Source organism: Paramesorhizobium deserti (genome assembly GCF_001558695.1).
Lineage (GTDB): Bacteria > Pseudomonadota > Alphaproteobacteria > Rhizobiales > Rhizobiaceae > Paramesorhizobium > Paramesorhizobium deserti.
This window is the reverse complement of sequence record NZ_LNTU01000001.1, coordinates 1,063,206-1,078,510: the sequence shown is the minus strand read 5'-3', so window position 1 is coordinate 1,078,510 and position 15,305 is coordinate 1,063,206. Positions and strand designations below refer to the sequence as shown.

Sequence of the window (15,305 nt, the reverse complement as noted above, 5' to 3'; positions counted from 1 at the left end):
GGGTTATCATGTCTATGAAAATTGCGGTCCAGATGGACCATATCCGTTCCATCCGGATCGCAGGCGACACCACCTTCGCGCTCTGCCTGGAGGCGGCAAGGCGCGGCCACACGCTTTATCATTATACGCCGGACCGTCTTTCCATGCGCGACGGCATCGTCTCCGCCGCCATCGAGCATCTGGAGGTGCGCGACGTCGAAGGCGATCATTTCACGCTCGGCAAGCCCGAGCGCCGCGATCTTTCCGAAATGGACGTGGTGCTGCTTCGCCAGGATCCGCCCTTCGACATGAATTACATCACCACCACGCATCTTCTGGAGCGTATCCATCCGAAGACGCTGGTGGTCAACGACCCCGCCTGGGTGCGCAACAGCCCGGAAAAGATCTTCGTCACCGAATTTCCGGACCTGATGCCGGAAACGCTGATCACCAAGGATCCGCAGGAGGTGGCGGATTTCCGTCGCGAATTCGGCGATATCATCGTCAAGCCGCTCTATGGCAATGGCGGCGCCGGCGTTTTCCATCTGGCCAATGCCGACCGCAACCTTGCCTCGCTGCTTGAGATGTTTGCGCAGATGTACCGCGAGCCGTTCATCGCCCAGCGCTATTTGAAGGATGTGCGCGCCGGCGACAAGCGCATCATCCTGATCGACGGCGAGCCGGTCGGCGCCATCAATCGCGTTCCCTCAGAAACGGATGCGCGCTCCAACATGCATGTCGGCGGCAGGGCCGAGGCATCGCAATTGACGGAACGCGAGTACGAAATCTGCACCCGCATCGGCCCATCGTTGAGGGAACGGGGCTTCATCCTCGTCGGCATCGATGTCATCGGCGATTATATGACCGAGATCAACGTGACCTCGCCGACCGGCATTCGCGAGATCAAGCGTTTCGGTGGAGCCGATGTGGCGGCGCTTTTCTGGGATGCGGTCGAAGCCAAACGCCGGAAGGCGGGATAGAGGCCCTTTTCTTACATCGTCGCTCAAGCAGCTCCTTATTTAGTGGGAGCTGCTTTTATTTATTAAGAAAATAAGAATATAAGAGCGTTCAAATTTACTGAAAAATCTCATTTTGTTCTGACGATACAACTCGATACACTTATTAAATATGCGATAAGTTGTTATTGTTCCCTAAATGTTCTTGCAGCTCGCGCCGATCCATGCTTATCTTGCAAGATCAGGGGCGTGAGGCTTTCCGTATGGGCAGCGGAAAGGCGAGTTTGGGGGCAGCGGCATGGTATCGCGGGTCAGCACCGTAGCGTTTCAGGGGGTCGAAGCGGTTCGCGTCGACGTGCAGGTGATGATCGCGCCGGGCAAGATGGGCATGTCGATCGTCGGCCTGCCCGACAAGGCGGTGGCCGAAAGCCGCGAGCGGGTGCAGGCCGCGCTCCATGCCTCAGGCCTGTCGATGCCGCCCAAGAAGGTGACGGTCAATCTCGCCCCTGCCGATCTGCCGAAGGAAGGTTCCCATTACGATTTGCCGATCGCCGTCGGCCTGATGGCGGCGCTCGGCGCGCTTCCCGGCGATGCCCTGCAATCCTATGTGGTTCTGGGGGAGCTCTCGCTCGACGGCACGATCAGCGCCGTTGCCGGCGTGCTCCCAGCCGCAATCGGCGCCAACCGTCAGGACAAGGGGCTGATCTGTCCGCACGCCTGCGGACCGGAGGCCGCCTGGGCCGGCAGCGAGATCGATATTCTGGCGCCGCGCAGCCTGATCGCACTCGCTAATCATTTTCGCGGCACGCAGGTTCTGTCGCGGCCCGAGCCGGTAATGCGCCCGAGGGCGGACGATCTGCCCGATCTTGCCGATATCAAGGGCCAGGAGACGGCGAAGCGCGCACTTGAGGTGGCCGCGGCGGGCAATCACAATCTGCTGCTCGTCGGGCCGCCGGGCTCGGGCAAATCGATGCTGGCGCAGCGTTTGCCGTCCATCCTGCCGCCGCTTTCGCCGCGCGAATTGCTCGATGTCTCGATGATCGCCTCCATTGCCGGCGAACTCGCCGGCGGCAAGCTCTCCGACCGCAGGCCCTTCCGCGCGCCGCATCACTCCGCTTCCATGGCGGCGATGGTCGGCGGCGGCATCAGGGCGAAGCCGGGCGAGGTGTCGCTCGCCCATAATGGCGTGCTCTTCCTCGATGAATTCCCAGAATTTACACCGCAGGTGCTCGATTCGCTGCGCCAGCCGCTGGAAACCGGCGAATGCATGATCGCTCGCGCCAACCACCGCGTCAGCTATCCCGCGCAGATACAGCTCGTCGCGGCCATGAACCCGTGCCGTTGCGGCATGGCCGGCGAGCCGGGCCACCGCTGCGCCCGCGGGCCGCGCTGCCAGGTGGATTATCAGGCCAGGATATCAGGCCCTCTGCTCGACCGTATCGATCTGCGCATCGAGGTGCCCGCCGTCTCGGCCGCCGATTTGATCCGCCCGTCGCAGGCCGAATCGAGCAAGGTGGTGGCGGAAAGGGTGGCTCGGGCGCGGGCGATCCAGAAACGCCGCTATGAGGCGTTGGGCCTCTCCAATGTTTCGACCAATGCGCATTGCTCCGCTGCGCTGATCGAGGAGATCGCCGTCCTGGATGCCGGCGGCGTGGCGCTTCTGCGCGATGCGAGCGAGCAGATGAAATTCTCCGCCCGCGCCTATCACCGTATTCTCAAGGTGGCGCGCACGCTTGCCGATCTCGAAGGTGTGGAAAAGGTCGGCCGGCTGCATTTGGCCGAAGCGATTTCCTACCGCATGAGCGGGGAAAGAATCATGTCGGCGGCGTGAGGGACGGGAACATAGGCGAATAGGGCATCCTATTTCGCTGCCCATTGTTTCATGCCCCACAATATCCTGGCCGGGAAAAAAAGCGCTTGCGGTGAACAGGAAGGAAGGCATGCTCCCTTATTCCCTTATTCCCTTATTCCCTTATTCCCTTATTCCCTTATTCCCTTATTCCCTTAACTACTGAACCGAGCCGACCAGCAGATTGCTCGGCGCCTCGATGCTGACCCAGCGACCGGTGTAGTTGACCGCCTGGCGCTTCAGATAGGTATAGTTGGTCTGCTGCCAGTTCTTCACCTCGTCGGTCAGGTTGTCGAGGACGAAATCGCCGCCATCGGTGCGCACGGTCAAGACCGCATGGCCCTCGCCGTCGCGCTTGCGGACCACCGTGATCAGCAGATTGGCGAGCGAAATACCGGATCGGTTGAGCTCACGGCGCTTCTGCAGCACGTAATCCTCGCAGTCGCCGAAGAGCTTCGGATAATCCCAATATTCTTCCTTGCCGTAGATTTCCTTGTCAGTCAGCGGCTGGATGCGCTCGTTGACGGAGGCATTGACGGCGATGAGATGCTGCCACATGTCACGCGTCAGCTTCAGCGGCGTGGTATCCCGGTTGCGGATGGTGCATTCCTGCGGCAGGCGCTTGCAGAACTCATAATGGCCGATCGGCTGTGAGCTCAAGCCGCCGATGCGCATGAAATCGTCGGACGCCGCCGATGCGCCGGAAGAGCCAGAAATAAGCGTGCTGAGAAAGATTGCAGCCCCAACCGCCCCGCAAGACCATACGCCCCTGAACATACGCAACACTCCGCCGCACCTCTTATCGTTAACAAAACGTTAAAGGCTGAAATGGAGGAGAGTCAATTCATAATACCATCACCGAATTGCTCAATTCGGCTTATGGTTACCACGCGAGACTATCGTGAAAGCACAACCTTAGGGCAAGCACAAAATGGATTCTGGCCATGGTTGGATGACTGCAATCACGCGGGGATGGAGCCGGCGCCGCAGGGATGGTGAAGGCCTTATCGCGCATAAGTAGAGATCTGCGCAGCCGCAGATCGGAGGGGCTTCAGCGTTTGCGCGCACGCTTTCGCGGCGATGCCGCCTGATTTTGCGCCGATTTGTCGTTTGCATGGACGAAGTTGAGGATGCGCGGCGCGATCTCGTTGCGGAACCGCGAGCCGTTGAACACGCCGTAATGGCCGACCTTGGGTTGTATATAATGCATCCGCTTCTCGTTCGGGATATTGACGCAGAGCTTTTGTGCCGCTTCCGTCTGGCCGACGCCGGAAATGTCGTCATTCTCGCCTTCGACCGTCAGAAGAGCGGCATTGCGGATTGCAGAAAGGTCGACGGTGTTGCCGCGATGCTTCATTTTATTCTGCGGCAGATCATGGCGGATGAAGACCGTCTCCACGGTCTGCAGGTAGAATTCCGCCGTCATATCCATCACCGCCAGATATTCGTCATAAAAGTCGCGGTGCTTCTCGGCGGAGTCCCCGTCCTCTTTCACCAAATGAAAAAAGAAGTCCTTGTGCGCGGCGATGTGCCGGTCGAGATTCATGCTCATGAAGCCCGACAATTGCAAAAAACCGGGATAGACCGGCCGCATGACGCCGGGATGCGGCCATGGGACAGGCATGATCACATTGTCGCGGAACCAGCCGATATCCTTTTCCTCCGCCATCTTGTTGACGGCGGTCGGATTGATGCGTGTGTCGATCGGCCCGCCCATCAGCGTCATCGAGGAAGGCGCGAACCGGTCGCCGGCCTTCTCCATCACCGCCACAGCGGCCAGCACCGGAACGGAAGGCTGACAGACGGCGATGACATGAGTGTTCTCGCCGATGGCGTGGAACATTTCGATTACATAGTCGATATAGTCGTCGAGATCGAAACGGCCTTCGCTCAACGGCACCATGCGCGCGTCGATCCAGTCCGTGATGTAGATTTCCGCATGCGGCAGCAGGGTCTCGACGGTCCCGCGCAGCAGCGTCGCATAATGGCCGGACAAGGGCGCGACAAGCAGGATCTTCGGGTCGGCTGCGCGGTCCGTCGGCAGATCGCGCTTGAAATGGAGAAGATTGCAGAACGGCTTCTGCCAGGCGATCTCCTCCGTCACCGCGGTCCTTTTGCCGTCGACCGTGGTTGCGGGAAGATTGAACGCCGGCTTGTCGTAGCGCCTTGTGGTGCGCTCGAAAAGCTCCATCAGCGCCGCCATCGAGCGGCCATAGGAACTCTGCGACATCGGGTTCAGCGGATTTTCGAAGAACAGCCTGGTGGCATCCGCAAGGGCCCGGTAGGGCTGAAGCGCCGCATGATTGAGTTCGTAAAGCTGATAATACATTTTCCAAACCTCAGAGAAGCGCGTAAAAAAGAGATACCGGAAAACCTATATACTGAAACAGCATTCCTTTATTCTGAACATAGTGCAATCCGAGGATATTGCAATGCACACATTCTTGAGCGGTTTTGCTGCTACGCACCAATCCACGTTTTCGGCCCTGCCACAATCCCGCCAATCTCCTGATGCTTGCCTGTCCGGCTAGCACTGGGTCAGCCACTGTTTCGCCAGCCATAACCGTATCCCGCGTTCCGTTCCAAAGGCCAGGAAATGACAGGCGCTGCAACGCGCAAGGCCACACCCGACGATATCGAGGCGCTTTTGCGCATAGAGGAGCGTTGTTTCGATGCGGACCGTATCTCGCGGCGCTCCTTCCGCGCATTGATCGCCCGGCCGACGGCGGAAACCATTATTGCCGAGGAACGCGGCGCCATCGTCGGCTACGCCATGATCCTGTTCCGCAAGGGCACGGCGCTGGCGCGGCTCTATTCGATCGCCGTCGATCCGGATGCGAAATCGCGCGGCGTCGGCACCCTCCTGCTCAATGCCGCCGAGCAGGCGGCGTTCGATCATGACCGGCTGCTCCTGCGTCTCGAGGTGCGGGAGGACAATCAACGGGCGATCGCGCTTTACAAGCGCCATGGTTATCGCCCGGTCGGGCGTTGTCTCGATTATTACGCCGATCATTCCGACGCGCTGCGCTTCGAAAAGACGCTGCGCGGCGGCGCGCCGCTCTCCACCAGCGTTCCCTATTACGAGCAGACGACGGATTTCACCTGCGGTGCGGCCTGCCTGATGATGGCGCTTGCCTGCCGTCTGCCTGAGGTTCGGCTCGATCCGGTGCTGGAGATCCGCCTGTGGCGCGAGGCGACGACGGTGTTCATGCAGTCTGGTCCTGGCGGCTGCGAGCCCTTCGGCCTTGCCGTTGCCGCCCGCGAGCATGGTCTGAAATCCTCCATCATCGTTTCGACCGACGAGATCCTGTTCCTGCAGTCGGTGCGCGACCCGGAGAAGCGGATGGTGATGGAGCTCGCCCAGACGGATTTCCGCCGCCGTGCGAAAGCCTATGGCATCGGCGTGCGTCATCGCGGCTTCACCATGAAGGACATCCGCTCGGCCCTGCGGCGCGGCGCCTGCGCCATCGTTCTCGTCAGCGGTTATCACATGTTCGGCAAGAAGGTGCCCCACTGGATTCTCGCTCATGGCGATGACGGGCGCCACATCATGATCCATGATCCTTGGGTGGAGGGCGACATTGGCGAGACGGTTGCCGACGCTGCCAATGTTCCCGTCCCCTATGACATTTTCGATCGCATGGCGCGGTTCGGCACAAGCAGCCTGCGCGCTGCGGTTTTTCTGGAGCTTGATCCCGATAAAGCTGCGGACTTTTCGGGATCGTCCAGCTCAAAAAGAGTTGAGAAAAGGACCGATTGATGCCTATCTGTGTCATTCTCGTCGGGCGGCTGTCCGATATCGACAATGGCGCGACCCGTCACAAGGTCATGACCAATCGCGATTATCTCTCGCATCCCGCTCTCTTCAACGGCCAGCGCCCTCGGATCATCAATCTGTCGCGTTCCTATGCCTATCAAAGCCGCGGCTATTATGCCTCGCTGCTTGCCGAGGCGCGGGGCCATCGCGTCATTCCCTCGGTCGAGACGATGATCGATCTTTCGGAGCGGCGGCTCTACGAGAACGCCATCCCCGAACTGGAGGATGCGCTGAACAAGGCGCTGGGCCAGCATCCCGAGCATGCGCCCACTACCATCCGCGTCTATTTCGGCTATGCGCCGGCCCATCATCTGGAACGCTTCGCCCGGCTCCTCTTCGACTGGTTCCGCGCGCCCGCCCTAGAAGTTTCGGTCAAACCAGGCGAATGGGCGAAAATACAGAAGATCGGCTTCGCCAATCTCGCGAAACTCGATGAGGAAGAGAAAGCGCATTTCAACCATGCGCTTGAACGCTATACGCAGCGCGAATGGCGCGCCGCCAAGCAGAAGACGCCGGCGCGCTATTCATTCGCCACCCTGTGCGATCCGCATGAGGCGATGCCTCCCTCCACGGTTTCATCGCTCAAGCACTGGGCGCGCATCGCGAGCCGCCTCGGCGTCGATGTCGAGCCGATCGGCAGGAAGGATCTGCCGCGCCTTGCCAATTACGATGCGCTGTTCATCCGCGAGACGACCTCGATCTCAAATCATACCTACCGCTTCGCCCGCCGTGCTCAGCAGGAGGGAATGCCCGTCATCGACGATCCGGTTTCGATGATCCGCTGCACAAACAAGGTCTATCTGAATGAATTGATGCAGGGCAACGGGGTTCCCGTGCCGCCGACGGTGATGATCGCAAGCGCCGAGGACCTGACGCGCGCCGCCGATCTCCTCGGCTTTCCCATGGTCATCAAGATACCGGACTCCTCCTTCTCGCGCGGGGTCAAGAAGGTCGGTTCCTGCGGGGAGCTGAAGGCGCTCGCCACCGAATGGCTTGCCGACAGCGATCTCCTGATCGCGCAGAAATACATGCCCACCAAATTCGACTGGCGGGTCGGCGTGCTCGACGGAAAGCCGCTTTTCGCATGCCAGTATCTGATGGCGAAGCATCATTGGCAGATCGTCAAGCATGACACCGGCGGCAAGCCGCTGGAAGGCGGCTTCCGGTCCGTCGCGCTGGACGATGCGCCGCCGCTCGTCATTGAGACGGGGCTCAGGGCGGCCCGCTGCATCGGCAACGGGCTCTACGGCGTCGATCTCAAGGAAACAGAGGATGGCGTCGTCGTCATCGAGGTGAACGACAATCCCAATCTCGAGCACGGCATCGAGGATGCGGCGGAGAAGGATGAGGTCTGGCTGAACCTGACCCGCTGGTTCATCGACCGCCTGGAACGGGCGAAATAGCGCGCTACGGCTGAAGAGAGGGTTCCGCCTCAGCCCAGCCGATCGAAGCAGACCTTCGCATGTCCGGCGCTGATAAAGCCGAGCCGCTGCGCGGCCCCCTTCGAAAGATCGAGAATGCGCCCCTTGATGAAAGGCCCTCGATCATTGATGCGCACGACGAGTGACTTGCCGTTTTTCTGATTGGTCACCCGCACCTTGCTGCCGAGCGGCAGTGTGCGGTGCGCGGCCGTCATCGCGGCGGGGTTCATCCGTTCGCCCGAGGCCGTGCGCGAGGTGAGCGCATACCAGGAAGCCCGCCCGCATTGCGCCGAAGCCTCGATGGCGGTTGCAGAAAGAATGCTGGCCGCCGTCGCGGCCAGAAATGCCATACGTATCGTGAAGCTCATCTCGTCTTCGCTTGCTGTTTCGAAATGCTTCCGGAAGTAGGACCCCTTTGGAAGCAAAGATTTGCTGCAGTGGAAATGTGGCGAGAAATGGTTTCACGCGAAATTACACTGTGATTCATAATTGTGATTCTAGCGGAGAATTTTCCCGTTTTAAGGAAAACGGAAAATATAGATCCGCAACTATTCAAATATACTACTTATACAATACATAGTGCGTAGATAAACTTTCTTTCAAAATCATGATTTCACCGGATTGTCGCCGGAAAGCCGGACGATGGCGATACTTGGATCTCAAATAGATTCCACCATGGGCTGTCTTCCCGCCGCTCCAGCCACGGAATGTTTATTTGAACGGCAAGTTCTTCTCTGAAATTCTTGGGCGCGCCGAAAATCGGCATTTTTTCCGCCCAACCCCTGAATTTCCTCTATAGAGCTGAACGAGACGCCGCGAAGGGAGCAGGCACCGGAATGAAACCGGATAACGGAAAGGATGAGATGGAACAGGCGGTGTCGGAGCGCCGGGTGCCCGGCACGCTGCGCTGGGCCTATCTTGCCCTGGGTTTCCTCATGCTGCTGCTCGGCATTATCGGCGCATTCCTGCCCGTCATGCCGACGACAATCTTTATCATTCTCGCCGCCTGGTTCTTCGGCCGGTCGTCGCCGAGGCTCGAGGCATGGCTGCTCGGCCATCCCACCTTCGGCCCGGTGCTGCGCAGCTGGCGCGACAAGGGCGCAATCCCCCCAAGGGCCAAGATGGCTGCTTCAGGGGGCATGGTCGCCGGCTATGCATTGTTCTGGTGGGCCGCCCGTCCGGGCTGGCCGCTCGCGGCAGGCGTTGCGCTGCTCTTGCTGGCTTGCGCCGCTTTCGTCCTGTCGCGGCCTGATTGAAGGCGACGCGCGTCAGCCGAGATCGCGCAGATAGCTGTACTCGGCCATCGCCGCTGTGCGGGCGGCTGGGTCGATATCGGCAAAACGCAGCTCTTCCTCTGTGTGATCCATTTCCGCGAGCAGGCTGCCATCGGGCGCTGCAAGCCGCGACAGCCCGGCGAAAGTGAAGTTCTCGTCTTTTCCCGCGTGGTTCACATAGGCCACGAACAGCTGGTTCTCGAAGGCGCGCACCTGGATCATCTTCTGAGCGATGAACGTTCCGGATGGTCCCGCCGGCAGAGCCGTCGGCACGGCCACCAGATCCGCGCCGGCAAGCGCCAGCCGCCGCACATTCTCGGGGAATTCCACGTCATAGCAGATCAGCATGCCGATCTTCAGCCCGCCATGCTGGAAGAGGCAGGTCGCGGGCGGCGCGGCCTGAAACAGCGCGCGCTCATAATCGCCGAAGAGATGCGACTTTCGGTAGATCGCGTGTCCGCCTTTGCCGTCCACATAGGCGGCGCTGTTGAAGATGACCTCGCCGTCCCTTTCCGCGAAGCCGGCGACGATGGCGATGCCATGCGCCGCCGCGATCGCTTCGAGCTGCGCGATCTGCGCGCCATCGGCCGGTTCGGCGAGCGTGCGGATCACATCGCCCGCGCCATAGCCGGTCAGCGCCAGTTCCGGGGCGACAAGCAGGCTGGCGCCGCCGTTCGCGGCCTTCTTTGCTGCATCGGCGATGCTCTTCAGATTGGCCGCGACATCGCCGCTCACGGCCTGCATCTGGAAAAGCGCGATGCGCATCATTTGCCTTCGGAGGACAGCGCGCCGAGCAGCTTCGGCAGATCGCCGAACCAGGCGACGAGGCCGAAGATCGCGGCGGAAACGGCGACGAACAGCACCGTCACCGACGCCATGGTCGGGGTGTAGCCGTAGCGCAGCGCATTGAAGATCTTGATCGGCAGGGTTTCGAGCGTGAAGCCCACCGTCATATAGGCGACGATATATTCGTTGAGCGACAGCACGAAGGCGAAGGCATAGCCCGAAACGATATAGGGTAGGATCAGCGGAACGATGATGGTGAGGAACACGGTGCGGTCGTCGGCACCCATGGTCGAGGCGGCTTCCACCAGCGAGCGGTCGATCGAGGAGAAGCCGAGCGACAATGTGACGAGCGGCAGCGTGACGAAGAAGATCGCGTGGCTGATAACCGCCGTCCAAGGCTGGCCATAGAAGCCTGTTGTCGCCCAGAAGGTAAGAAGCCCAAGCGCGGTGATGACAGGCGGAAGGGTGAAGGGAGCGATGCCGAGCACCTGGAAGATATTGGTCCATGGCGCGATGCGTCGCCAGGAAAACCAGGCGAGCGGCAAGGCGATGGCGACGGCAAGTGCCGCGGAAAGCGCGGCAAGCGTCACCGATGCGAGAAGCGCGTTGCGCCATTCCGGATTGGTGAAGATCTCGCCATACCAGGAGAGCGAGAAGCCCTTCGGCGGAAAGGTCAGGCTCTGGCGCTCATTGACCGAAACGCCGGCGACCACGATGAGCGGCGCGGCGAGGAAGATGCCGATCAATGTGAAATAGAGCCGCTGCAGGAGCCGGTTCATGCCGCTTCTCCCTTGCGCCCGAGAAAGAGCGTCAGCGTAACCAACGCCAGCGTCACGAGCACGAGGAACACCGCCATCGCCGCCGCGAATGGCATGTTCGACTGGTAGATCGCCTGGTCGGTGATCAGCACCGACAGCGTCCAGTGCTGCGGCCGCCCGAGGATCTGCGGCAGGAGATAGGAGCCGAGTGCGAAGATGAAGACCATGATCAATGTTGCGACGATGGTGTTGCGCAGCGCGGGAATGACGACATTGAAGAAGGCGCGAAGTGGCGAGGAGCCGAGCGTGCGCGCCGCTTCCGTCAATGTCGGGTCGAGCCGCACCAGGGCTGGAAAGAGCACCAGCACCGTATAGGGGAAGGCTTGATAGACCATGCCCGTCAGGACAGCGCTGAAGCCGGGATAGAGCGCCTTTGGGCTATCCATCAGGCCGATTGCCACCAGCAGATTGGTGATGCCGGCCGTGCGCGAGAAGAGTGTCGACCAGGCAAAGCCGATGATGACTTCCGAAAGCGACAGCACCGAGAGCAGTCCCACCAGCCAGAGCACCTGCGCGCGCCGGCTCATCCGGGCGAGCAGATAGGTGAAGGGCAGCGCTAGCACCACGCAGCATATGGCGACCGCAATGGCGAGCATCAGTGAAAAGCCCAGTACATTGCCGAAGAAAACGCTGAGGAAACGCTCGTAATTGCTCCAGACGAATGCCGGCGTATAGAAACCGCCCTGCTGGCGCTGGAAGAAACTGACGGCGATCATCGTGCCGGAGGGCACGACGAAGAAGACCGTCAGCATCGCCGCCGGAAAGAGGAGCGGCCCGTAATCGGCCAATGTCCGGGGCGGCTCGCGCTTCATTGCTTGAGCACCACGCAGGCCTCGGCCGGCAGGACGACTCCGACCTTCTGGCCGACGGTGACGTCGGGCCGCGCCCGCGGCGTCGAGACCGCGACGACATTCTGTCCCGATATATCGATGAAGGTCTCGATCGTGCCGCCGAGATCGCGGATGAACGTGATGGTGCCGTCGATCGCATCCCCTCCGGACGCGGTCAGGTGCACATCCTCCGGCCGTATCGAGACCGATGCCTTGGCAAGGCCGGCGGGAAGGGTGAGCCCCGCCACCGGCTTTCCGCGAAAGGTGGCGCGGCGGGCGCTGTCGGCGGAAAGTTCGAGAAGATTGGTCGAGCCGATGAAATCGGCGACGAAGGTGTCGGCGGGATTGCGGTAGATCTCGACGGGCGAGGCCGCCTGCCGGATCTCGCCGCCATTCATCACCACCACCGTGTCGGCCATGGTCATCGCCTCGCGCTGGTCGTGGGTGACGACGATTGTGGTAATCCCCAGCGACTGCTGCAGCTGGCGCAATTCCACCTGCATCGCCTCGCGCAGCTTGGCGTCGAGCGCCGACAGCGGCTCATCGAGCAGGAACAGTTTGGGCGAAAGCGCCAGCGCGCGGGCGATGGCCACGCGCTGGCGCTGGCCGCCGGAAAGCTTGGCGACCGGGCGGTCGCCATAGCCCGGTAGGTGGATCATCTGCAGAAGCTCGTCGACGCGTCGTTTCTGCTCTTCCTTCGCCACGCCGCGGATGCGCAGGGGATAGGCAATGTTCTCACCGACATTGAGATGCGGGAAAAGCGCCAGCGACTGGAACACCATGCCGAGATTGCGCTTGTGCGTCGGGATGGGCGTGATATCCTCGTCGTCGAGCAGGATGGCGCCTTCGCTTGGCTCGTCCAGCCCGGCGATCATGCGCAGGAGTGTCGTCTTCCCGCATCCCGACGGCCCAAGCATGCAGACGAAGGTGCCGTGCGGCACGCTGAGATCGACATGGTCGACAGCGGTGAAATCTCCGAACCGCTTGGATATGTCTTTCAGAACCAGTCCGGACATCCGTCTCTCGATTTAATCGCAATTGTCATTGTCACCCTCATGGTGAGGTGCGAAGCGGAGCCTCGAACCACGAGGGCGGGTAGTGGATCTTATCAGATATTATCCCGCAATCAGCTCTGTCCACTTCTGGTTCAGCCAGTCCGATTTGGTCTGGTAGAGGTCGTAGCGCGGGATGATCGGCTCGATATCGGAGGAGACCGCAGCGAACTCCTCGTCGGTCAGATCGAGCAACTCGCGCTTGACGGTGGGCGCGGTGCCGACCTTGCGTGACAGCGTCGCCTGGATCGCCGGCTGGCTCATATAGTTGATGAAGATATGCGCCTCCTCGCTCTTCTTGGAAGCGCGCGACAATGCCCAGCAGCCCGAATCCTGGATGCCGCCTTCCTTCGGAAAGGTGGAGCGAACCGGATTGCCGTCGGCGGCGGCAAGCCCCGTTACGTCGTGATAATATTGCCCCATCGGGATTTCGCCGGATTTCAGCGCCTGCTCGAATTGCGCCTCGTCGCGATACCACAGCCGCACATTCGGCTTGACCTCGGCCAGCTTGTCGAAGGCTTTCAAGAGCCCTTCCTCGGTGCTGAGCGCGTCGGTGCCGCCGAAGAAGGTCTTGGCCGTCACTTCCAGGAGGAAGGAGTTGGAGACGAGGGCGAGGAGGCCCAGCTTGTCCTCATTCGCCTTGTCCCAGAACGCGGCCCATGAATCAGGCGCTTCCTTGTAGACATCCGTGTTGGTGACGAGCGTGATATACCACGCCACCGCGCCGATGCCGCCCACGCGGCCATCCGGATATTTGTTGACGAAACGGTCGAGAAGGTTCGAGGCGTTGGGGATCTTGGCCATGTCGAGCGGCGTCCAGAGATCCGTCGCCTGCCCCTTGAGCATGGCGACCTGCGACATCATCGAGACATCCGCCGGCGCCTGCCCGGCACGAGCCGCCTGTTCGAGCTGCACCAGCCATGCCTCGCCCGTGGGTTCTGCGACCGATTCCACCGCGATGCCTGTCGCCTTGGTGAAATCGGGAAAGATGTTCTTGTCGAAGGAATCCTTGAAGTAGCCGCCATAGACGCCGATTTTCAGCGACTTGTCCTGCGCGCGCAGCAGCGACGGCATGGCAAGCGTGGCGACGCCCGCAACGCCAGCGCCAAGAACGGTGCGCCGGCTCACCTTGTTTTGGAATGCATCCATCTCTCTTCTCCTTTATCCCGGCCGAGGCCGGCTGTTCCCATCTGCTTGTTATTATATCAGTGAAAAATCAATCCCGCTTGCCTGCGATGAAGGGGCTGAACACCATCAGGCTGAGGATTTCGAACAGGATTTGCGCGCCCGCATGGGCCGTATTCGTCGTCGCATCATATTGCGGCGCCACCTCAACGACATCACCACCCACCAGATTGACGCCCTTGAGGCCTCGGATCAGCTCCAGCACCTCACGCGTCGTCAGTCCGCCCACTTCAGGCGTACCCGTGCCGGGGGCGAAGCCAGGGTCCAGGCTGTCGATATCGAAGGAGAGATAGGTCGGCCCGTCGCCGACGATCGCCCGCGCCTTCTCGATGATCGCGGGAATGCCGAGCCCCGTCACCTCTTCGGCATGGATGACGGTCATGCCGGCCTCATAGGAGAACTCCCAGAGATATTCGGCCGAGCCGCGAATGCCGATCTGGATGGTGCGCGTCGGGTCGAGCACGCCGTCGAGCACGGCGTTGCGGAACGGCCCGCCATGATGGAACTTGGTCTGGTCGAAGGCGCCGCCCGTGTCGCAATGCGCGTCGATATGGATCATGCCGACTGGCCGATCCCTGCCGACAGCCTTGAGGATCGGATGGGTGATCGAATGATCGCCGCCGACCGAGAGCGGCACCACGCCGGCAGCCACGATCTGGCCAAGCCGCTTTTCGATATCCGCGTGGCTCTGCTCCAGCCGGTAGCGGCTGGCGAAGGGCACATCGCCTATATCGGCCACCCGCAGGTCGAAGACAGGCGCCGTGCCGAGCACGTGATTGTAGGGGCCGATACGCTCAATAGTGCGCATTGCGCGGGGGCCGAAGCGCGAGCCGGGGCGGTTGGTGACGCCCAAATCCATCGGCACGCCCGTTATAGCCACCTGCAGATTGCCGAAATCGGGTTCGTTCGCGTCGACAGGCATATAAGGCGCTGAAAGAAAGGTCGGCACGCCGGCATAGGGCGCGAGCCTTGTGCCGCTTTTCGAGAATATCTTGTCAGCGACCTTGCGGAATTCCGGATCGAAAAGTTCGCCGCCATGGCTTTCGCCATATTTCGCGCGCAGGGCATCGAGCTTCTTTGCGTCCCAGTTCATGATCGGCCGTCCTCGTCACTAGAGCATGATCCCGAAAGGTTGCCGGCTTCCAGATAAGATCATGCGGCTGAAACAAAATGTTCGAGACAGGCGGAAATCAGGAGAAGCAAAAAATCGTCCCGCTGCATGGACGTGCGAGCAGATGCCAGTTCTGTTCCCCAGGCTTTCAGCCTCGTCTTTTGGCGCATTATCGGTACAAATTGCTTTGAAATGCAATTGATATTGTTATAGGATTTCATGTGAAA

14 protein-coding genes are annotated in these 15,305 nt (G+C 60.7%); 5 read left to right on the top strand and 9 right to left on the bottom strand.

What is annotated here, in order from left to right; all coding sequences use genetic code 11:
• The first annotated feature begins 8 nt into the window (after positions 1-8).
• Both gshB and ATN84_RS05050 read left to right on the top strand, forming a co-directional pair.
• Positions 9-959, top strand: coding sequence for a glutathione synthase (gshB, locus tag ATN84_RS05055; RefSeq protein WP_068880394.1), 951 nt, complete (start codon positions 9-11; stop codon positions 957-959).
• A gap of 274 nt (positions 960-1,233) precedes the next feature.
• Positions 1,234-2,766: a YifB family Mg chelatase-like AAA ATPase gene (locus ATN84_RS05050; RefSeq protein ID WP_068880392.1), complete on the top strand. Its 1,533-nt coding sequence runs from the start codon at positions 1,234-1,236 to the stop codon at positions 2,764-2,766.
• Positions 2,767-2,943: 177 nt separating this feature from the next.
• On the opposite strand, the gene ATN84_RS05045 is transcribed toward ATN84_RS05050, so the two are convergent.
• The gene (locus ATN84_RS05045; protein WP_068880391.1) at positions 2,944-3,561 is read right to left on the bottom strand and encodes a transglutaminase-like cysteine peptidase; all 618 of its coding nucleotides are present in this window, start codon (positions 3,559-3,561) and stop codon (positions 2,944-2,946) included.
• Positions 3,562-3,835: 274 nt separating this feature from the next.
• Positions 3,836-5,113, bottom strand: coding sequence for a polyhydroxyalkanoate depolymerase (locus ATN84_RS05040; RefSeq protein ID WP_068880389.1), 1,278 nt, complete (start codon positions 5,111-5,113; stop codon positions 3,836-3,838).
• A 267-nt stretch (positions 5,114-5,380) separates the two neighbouring features.
• Between ATN84_RS05040 and ATN84_RS05035 the strand changes: the two genes are divergently transcribed.
• Both ATN84_RS05035 and ATN84_RS05030 read left to right on the top strand, forming a co-directional pair.
• On the top strand, positions 5,381-6,544 hold the full coding sequence (locus ATN84_RS05035; protein WP_082766093.1) for a GNAT family N-acetyltransferase/peptidase C39 family protein: 1,164 nt from the start codon (positions 5,381-5,383) through the stop codon (positions 6,542-6,544).
• Positions 6,544-8,004: a RimK family protein gene (locus ATN84_RS05030; protein ID WP_068880387.1), complete on the top strand. Its 1,461-nt coding sequence runs from the start codon at positions 6,544-6,546 to the stop codon at positions 8,002-8,004. The genes ATN84_RS05035 and ATN84_RS05030 overlap by 1 nt, the downstream gene beginning before the upstream one ends.
• Before the next feature lie 29 nt (positions 8,005-8,033).
• Here the strand turns inward: ATN84_RS05030 and ATN84_RS05025 are convergent, their stop codons facing one another.
• A complete protein-coding gene (locus tag ATN84_RS05025; RefSeq protein WP_068880385.1) occupies positions 8,034-8,390 on the bottom strand; it encodes a septal ring lytic transglycosylase RlpA family protein in 357 nt (118 codons plus the stop codon).
• Positions 8,391-8,858: 468 nt separating this feature from the next.
• Here ATN84_RS05025 and ATN84_RS05020 point away from each other — a divergent pair, with 468 nt between their 5' ends.
• Positions 8,859-9,278, top strand: coding sequence for a YbaN family protein (locus ATN84_RS05020; RefSeq protein ID WP_068880384.1), 420 nt, complete (start codon positions 8,859-8,861; stop codon positions 9,276-9,278).
• Between the two features lie 12 nt (positions 9,279-9,290).
• Here the strand turns inward: ATN84_RS05020 and ATN84_RS05015 are convergent, their stop codons facing one another.
• From ATN84_RS05015 to speB, 6 genes are all read right to left on the bottom strand, one after another.
• A complete protein-coding gene (locus ATN84_RS05015; protein WP_068880382.1) occupies positions 9,291-10,064 on the bottom strand; it encodes a carbon-nitrogen hydrolase family protein in 774 nt (257 codons plus the stop codon).
• On the bottom strand, positions 10,061-10,861 hold the full coding sequence (locus tag ATN84_RS05010) for an ABC transporter permease (RefSeq protein ID WP_068880380.1): 801 nt from the start codon (positions 10,859-10,861) through the stop codon (positions 10,061-10,063). The genes ATN84_RS05015 and ATN84_RS05010 overlap by 4 nt, the downstream gene beginning before the upstream one ends.
• The gene (locus ATN84_RS05005; protein WP_068880378.1) at positions 10,858-11,712 is read right to left on the bottom strand and encodes an ABC transporter permease; all 855 of its coding nucleotides are present in this window, start codon (positions 11,710-11,712) and stop codon (positions 10,858-10,860) included. Before ATN84_RS05005 ends, ATN84_RS05010 begins: the two co-directional genes overlap by 4 nt.
• A complete protein-coding gene (locus ATN84_RS05000; protein WP_068880376.1) occupies positions 11,709-12,746 on the bottom strand; it encodes an ABC transporter ATP-binding protein in 1,038 nt (345 codons plus the stop codon). Before ATN84_RS05000 ends, ATN84_RS05005 begins: the two co-directional genes overlap by 4 nt.
• Before the next feature lie 99 nt (positions 12,747-12,845).
• On the bottom strand, positions 12,846-13,931 hold the full coding sequence (locus tag ATN84_RS04995) for an ABC transporter substrate-binding protein (RefSeq protein ID WP_068880375.1): 1,086 nt from the start codon (positions 13,929-13,931) through the stop codon (positions 12,846-12,848).
• Between the two features lie 67 nt (positions 13,932-13,998).
• Positions 13,999-15,060, bottom strand: a complete 1,062-nt coding sequence (gene speB / locus ATN84_RS04990) for an agmatinase (RefSeq protein WP_068880373.1) — start codon at positions 15,058-15,060, stop codon at positions 13,999-14,001.
• Positions 15,061-15,305: the final 245 nt, after the last annotated feature.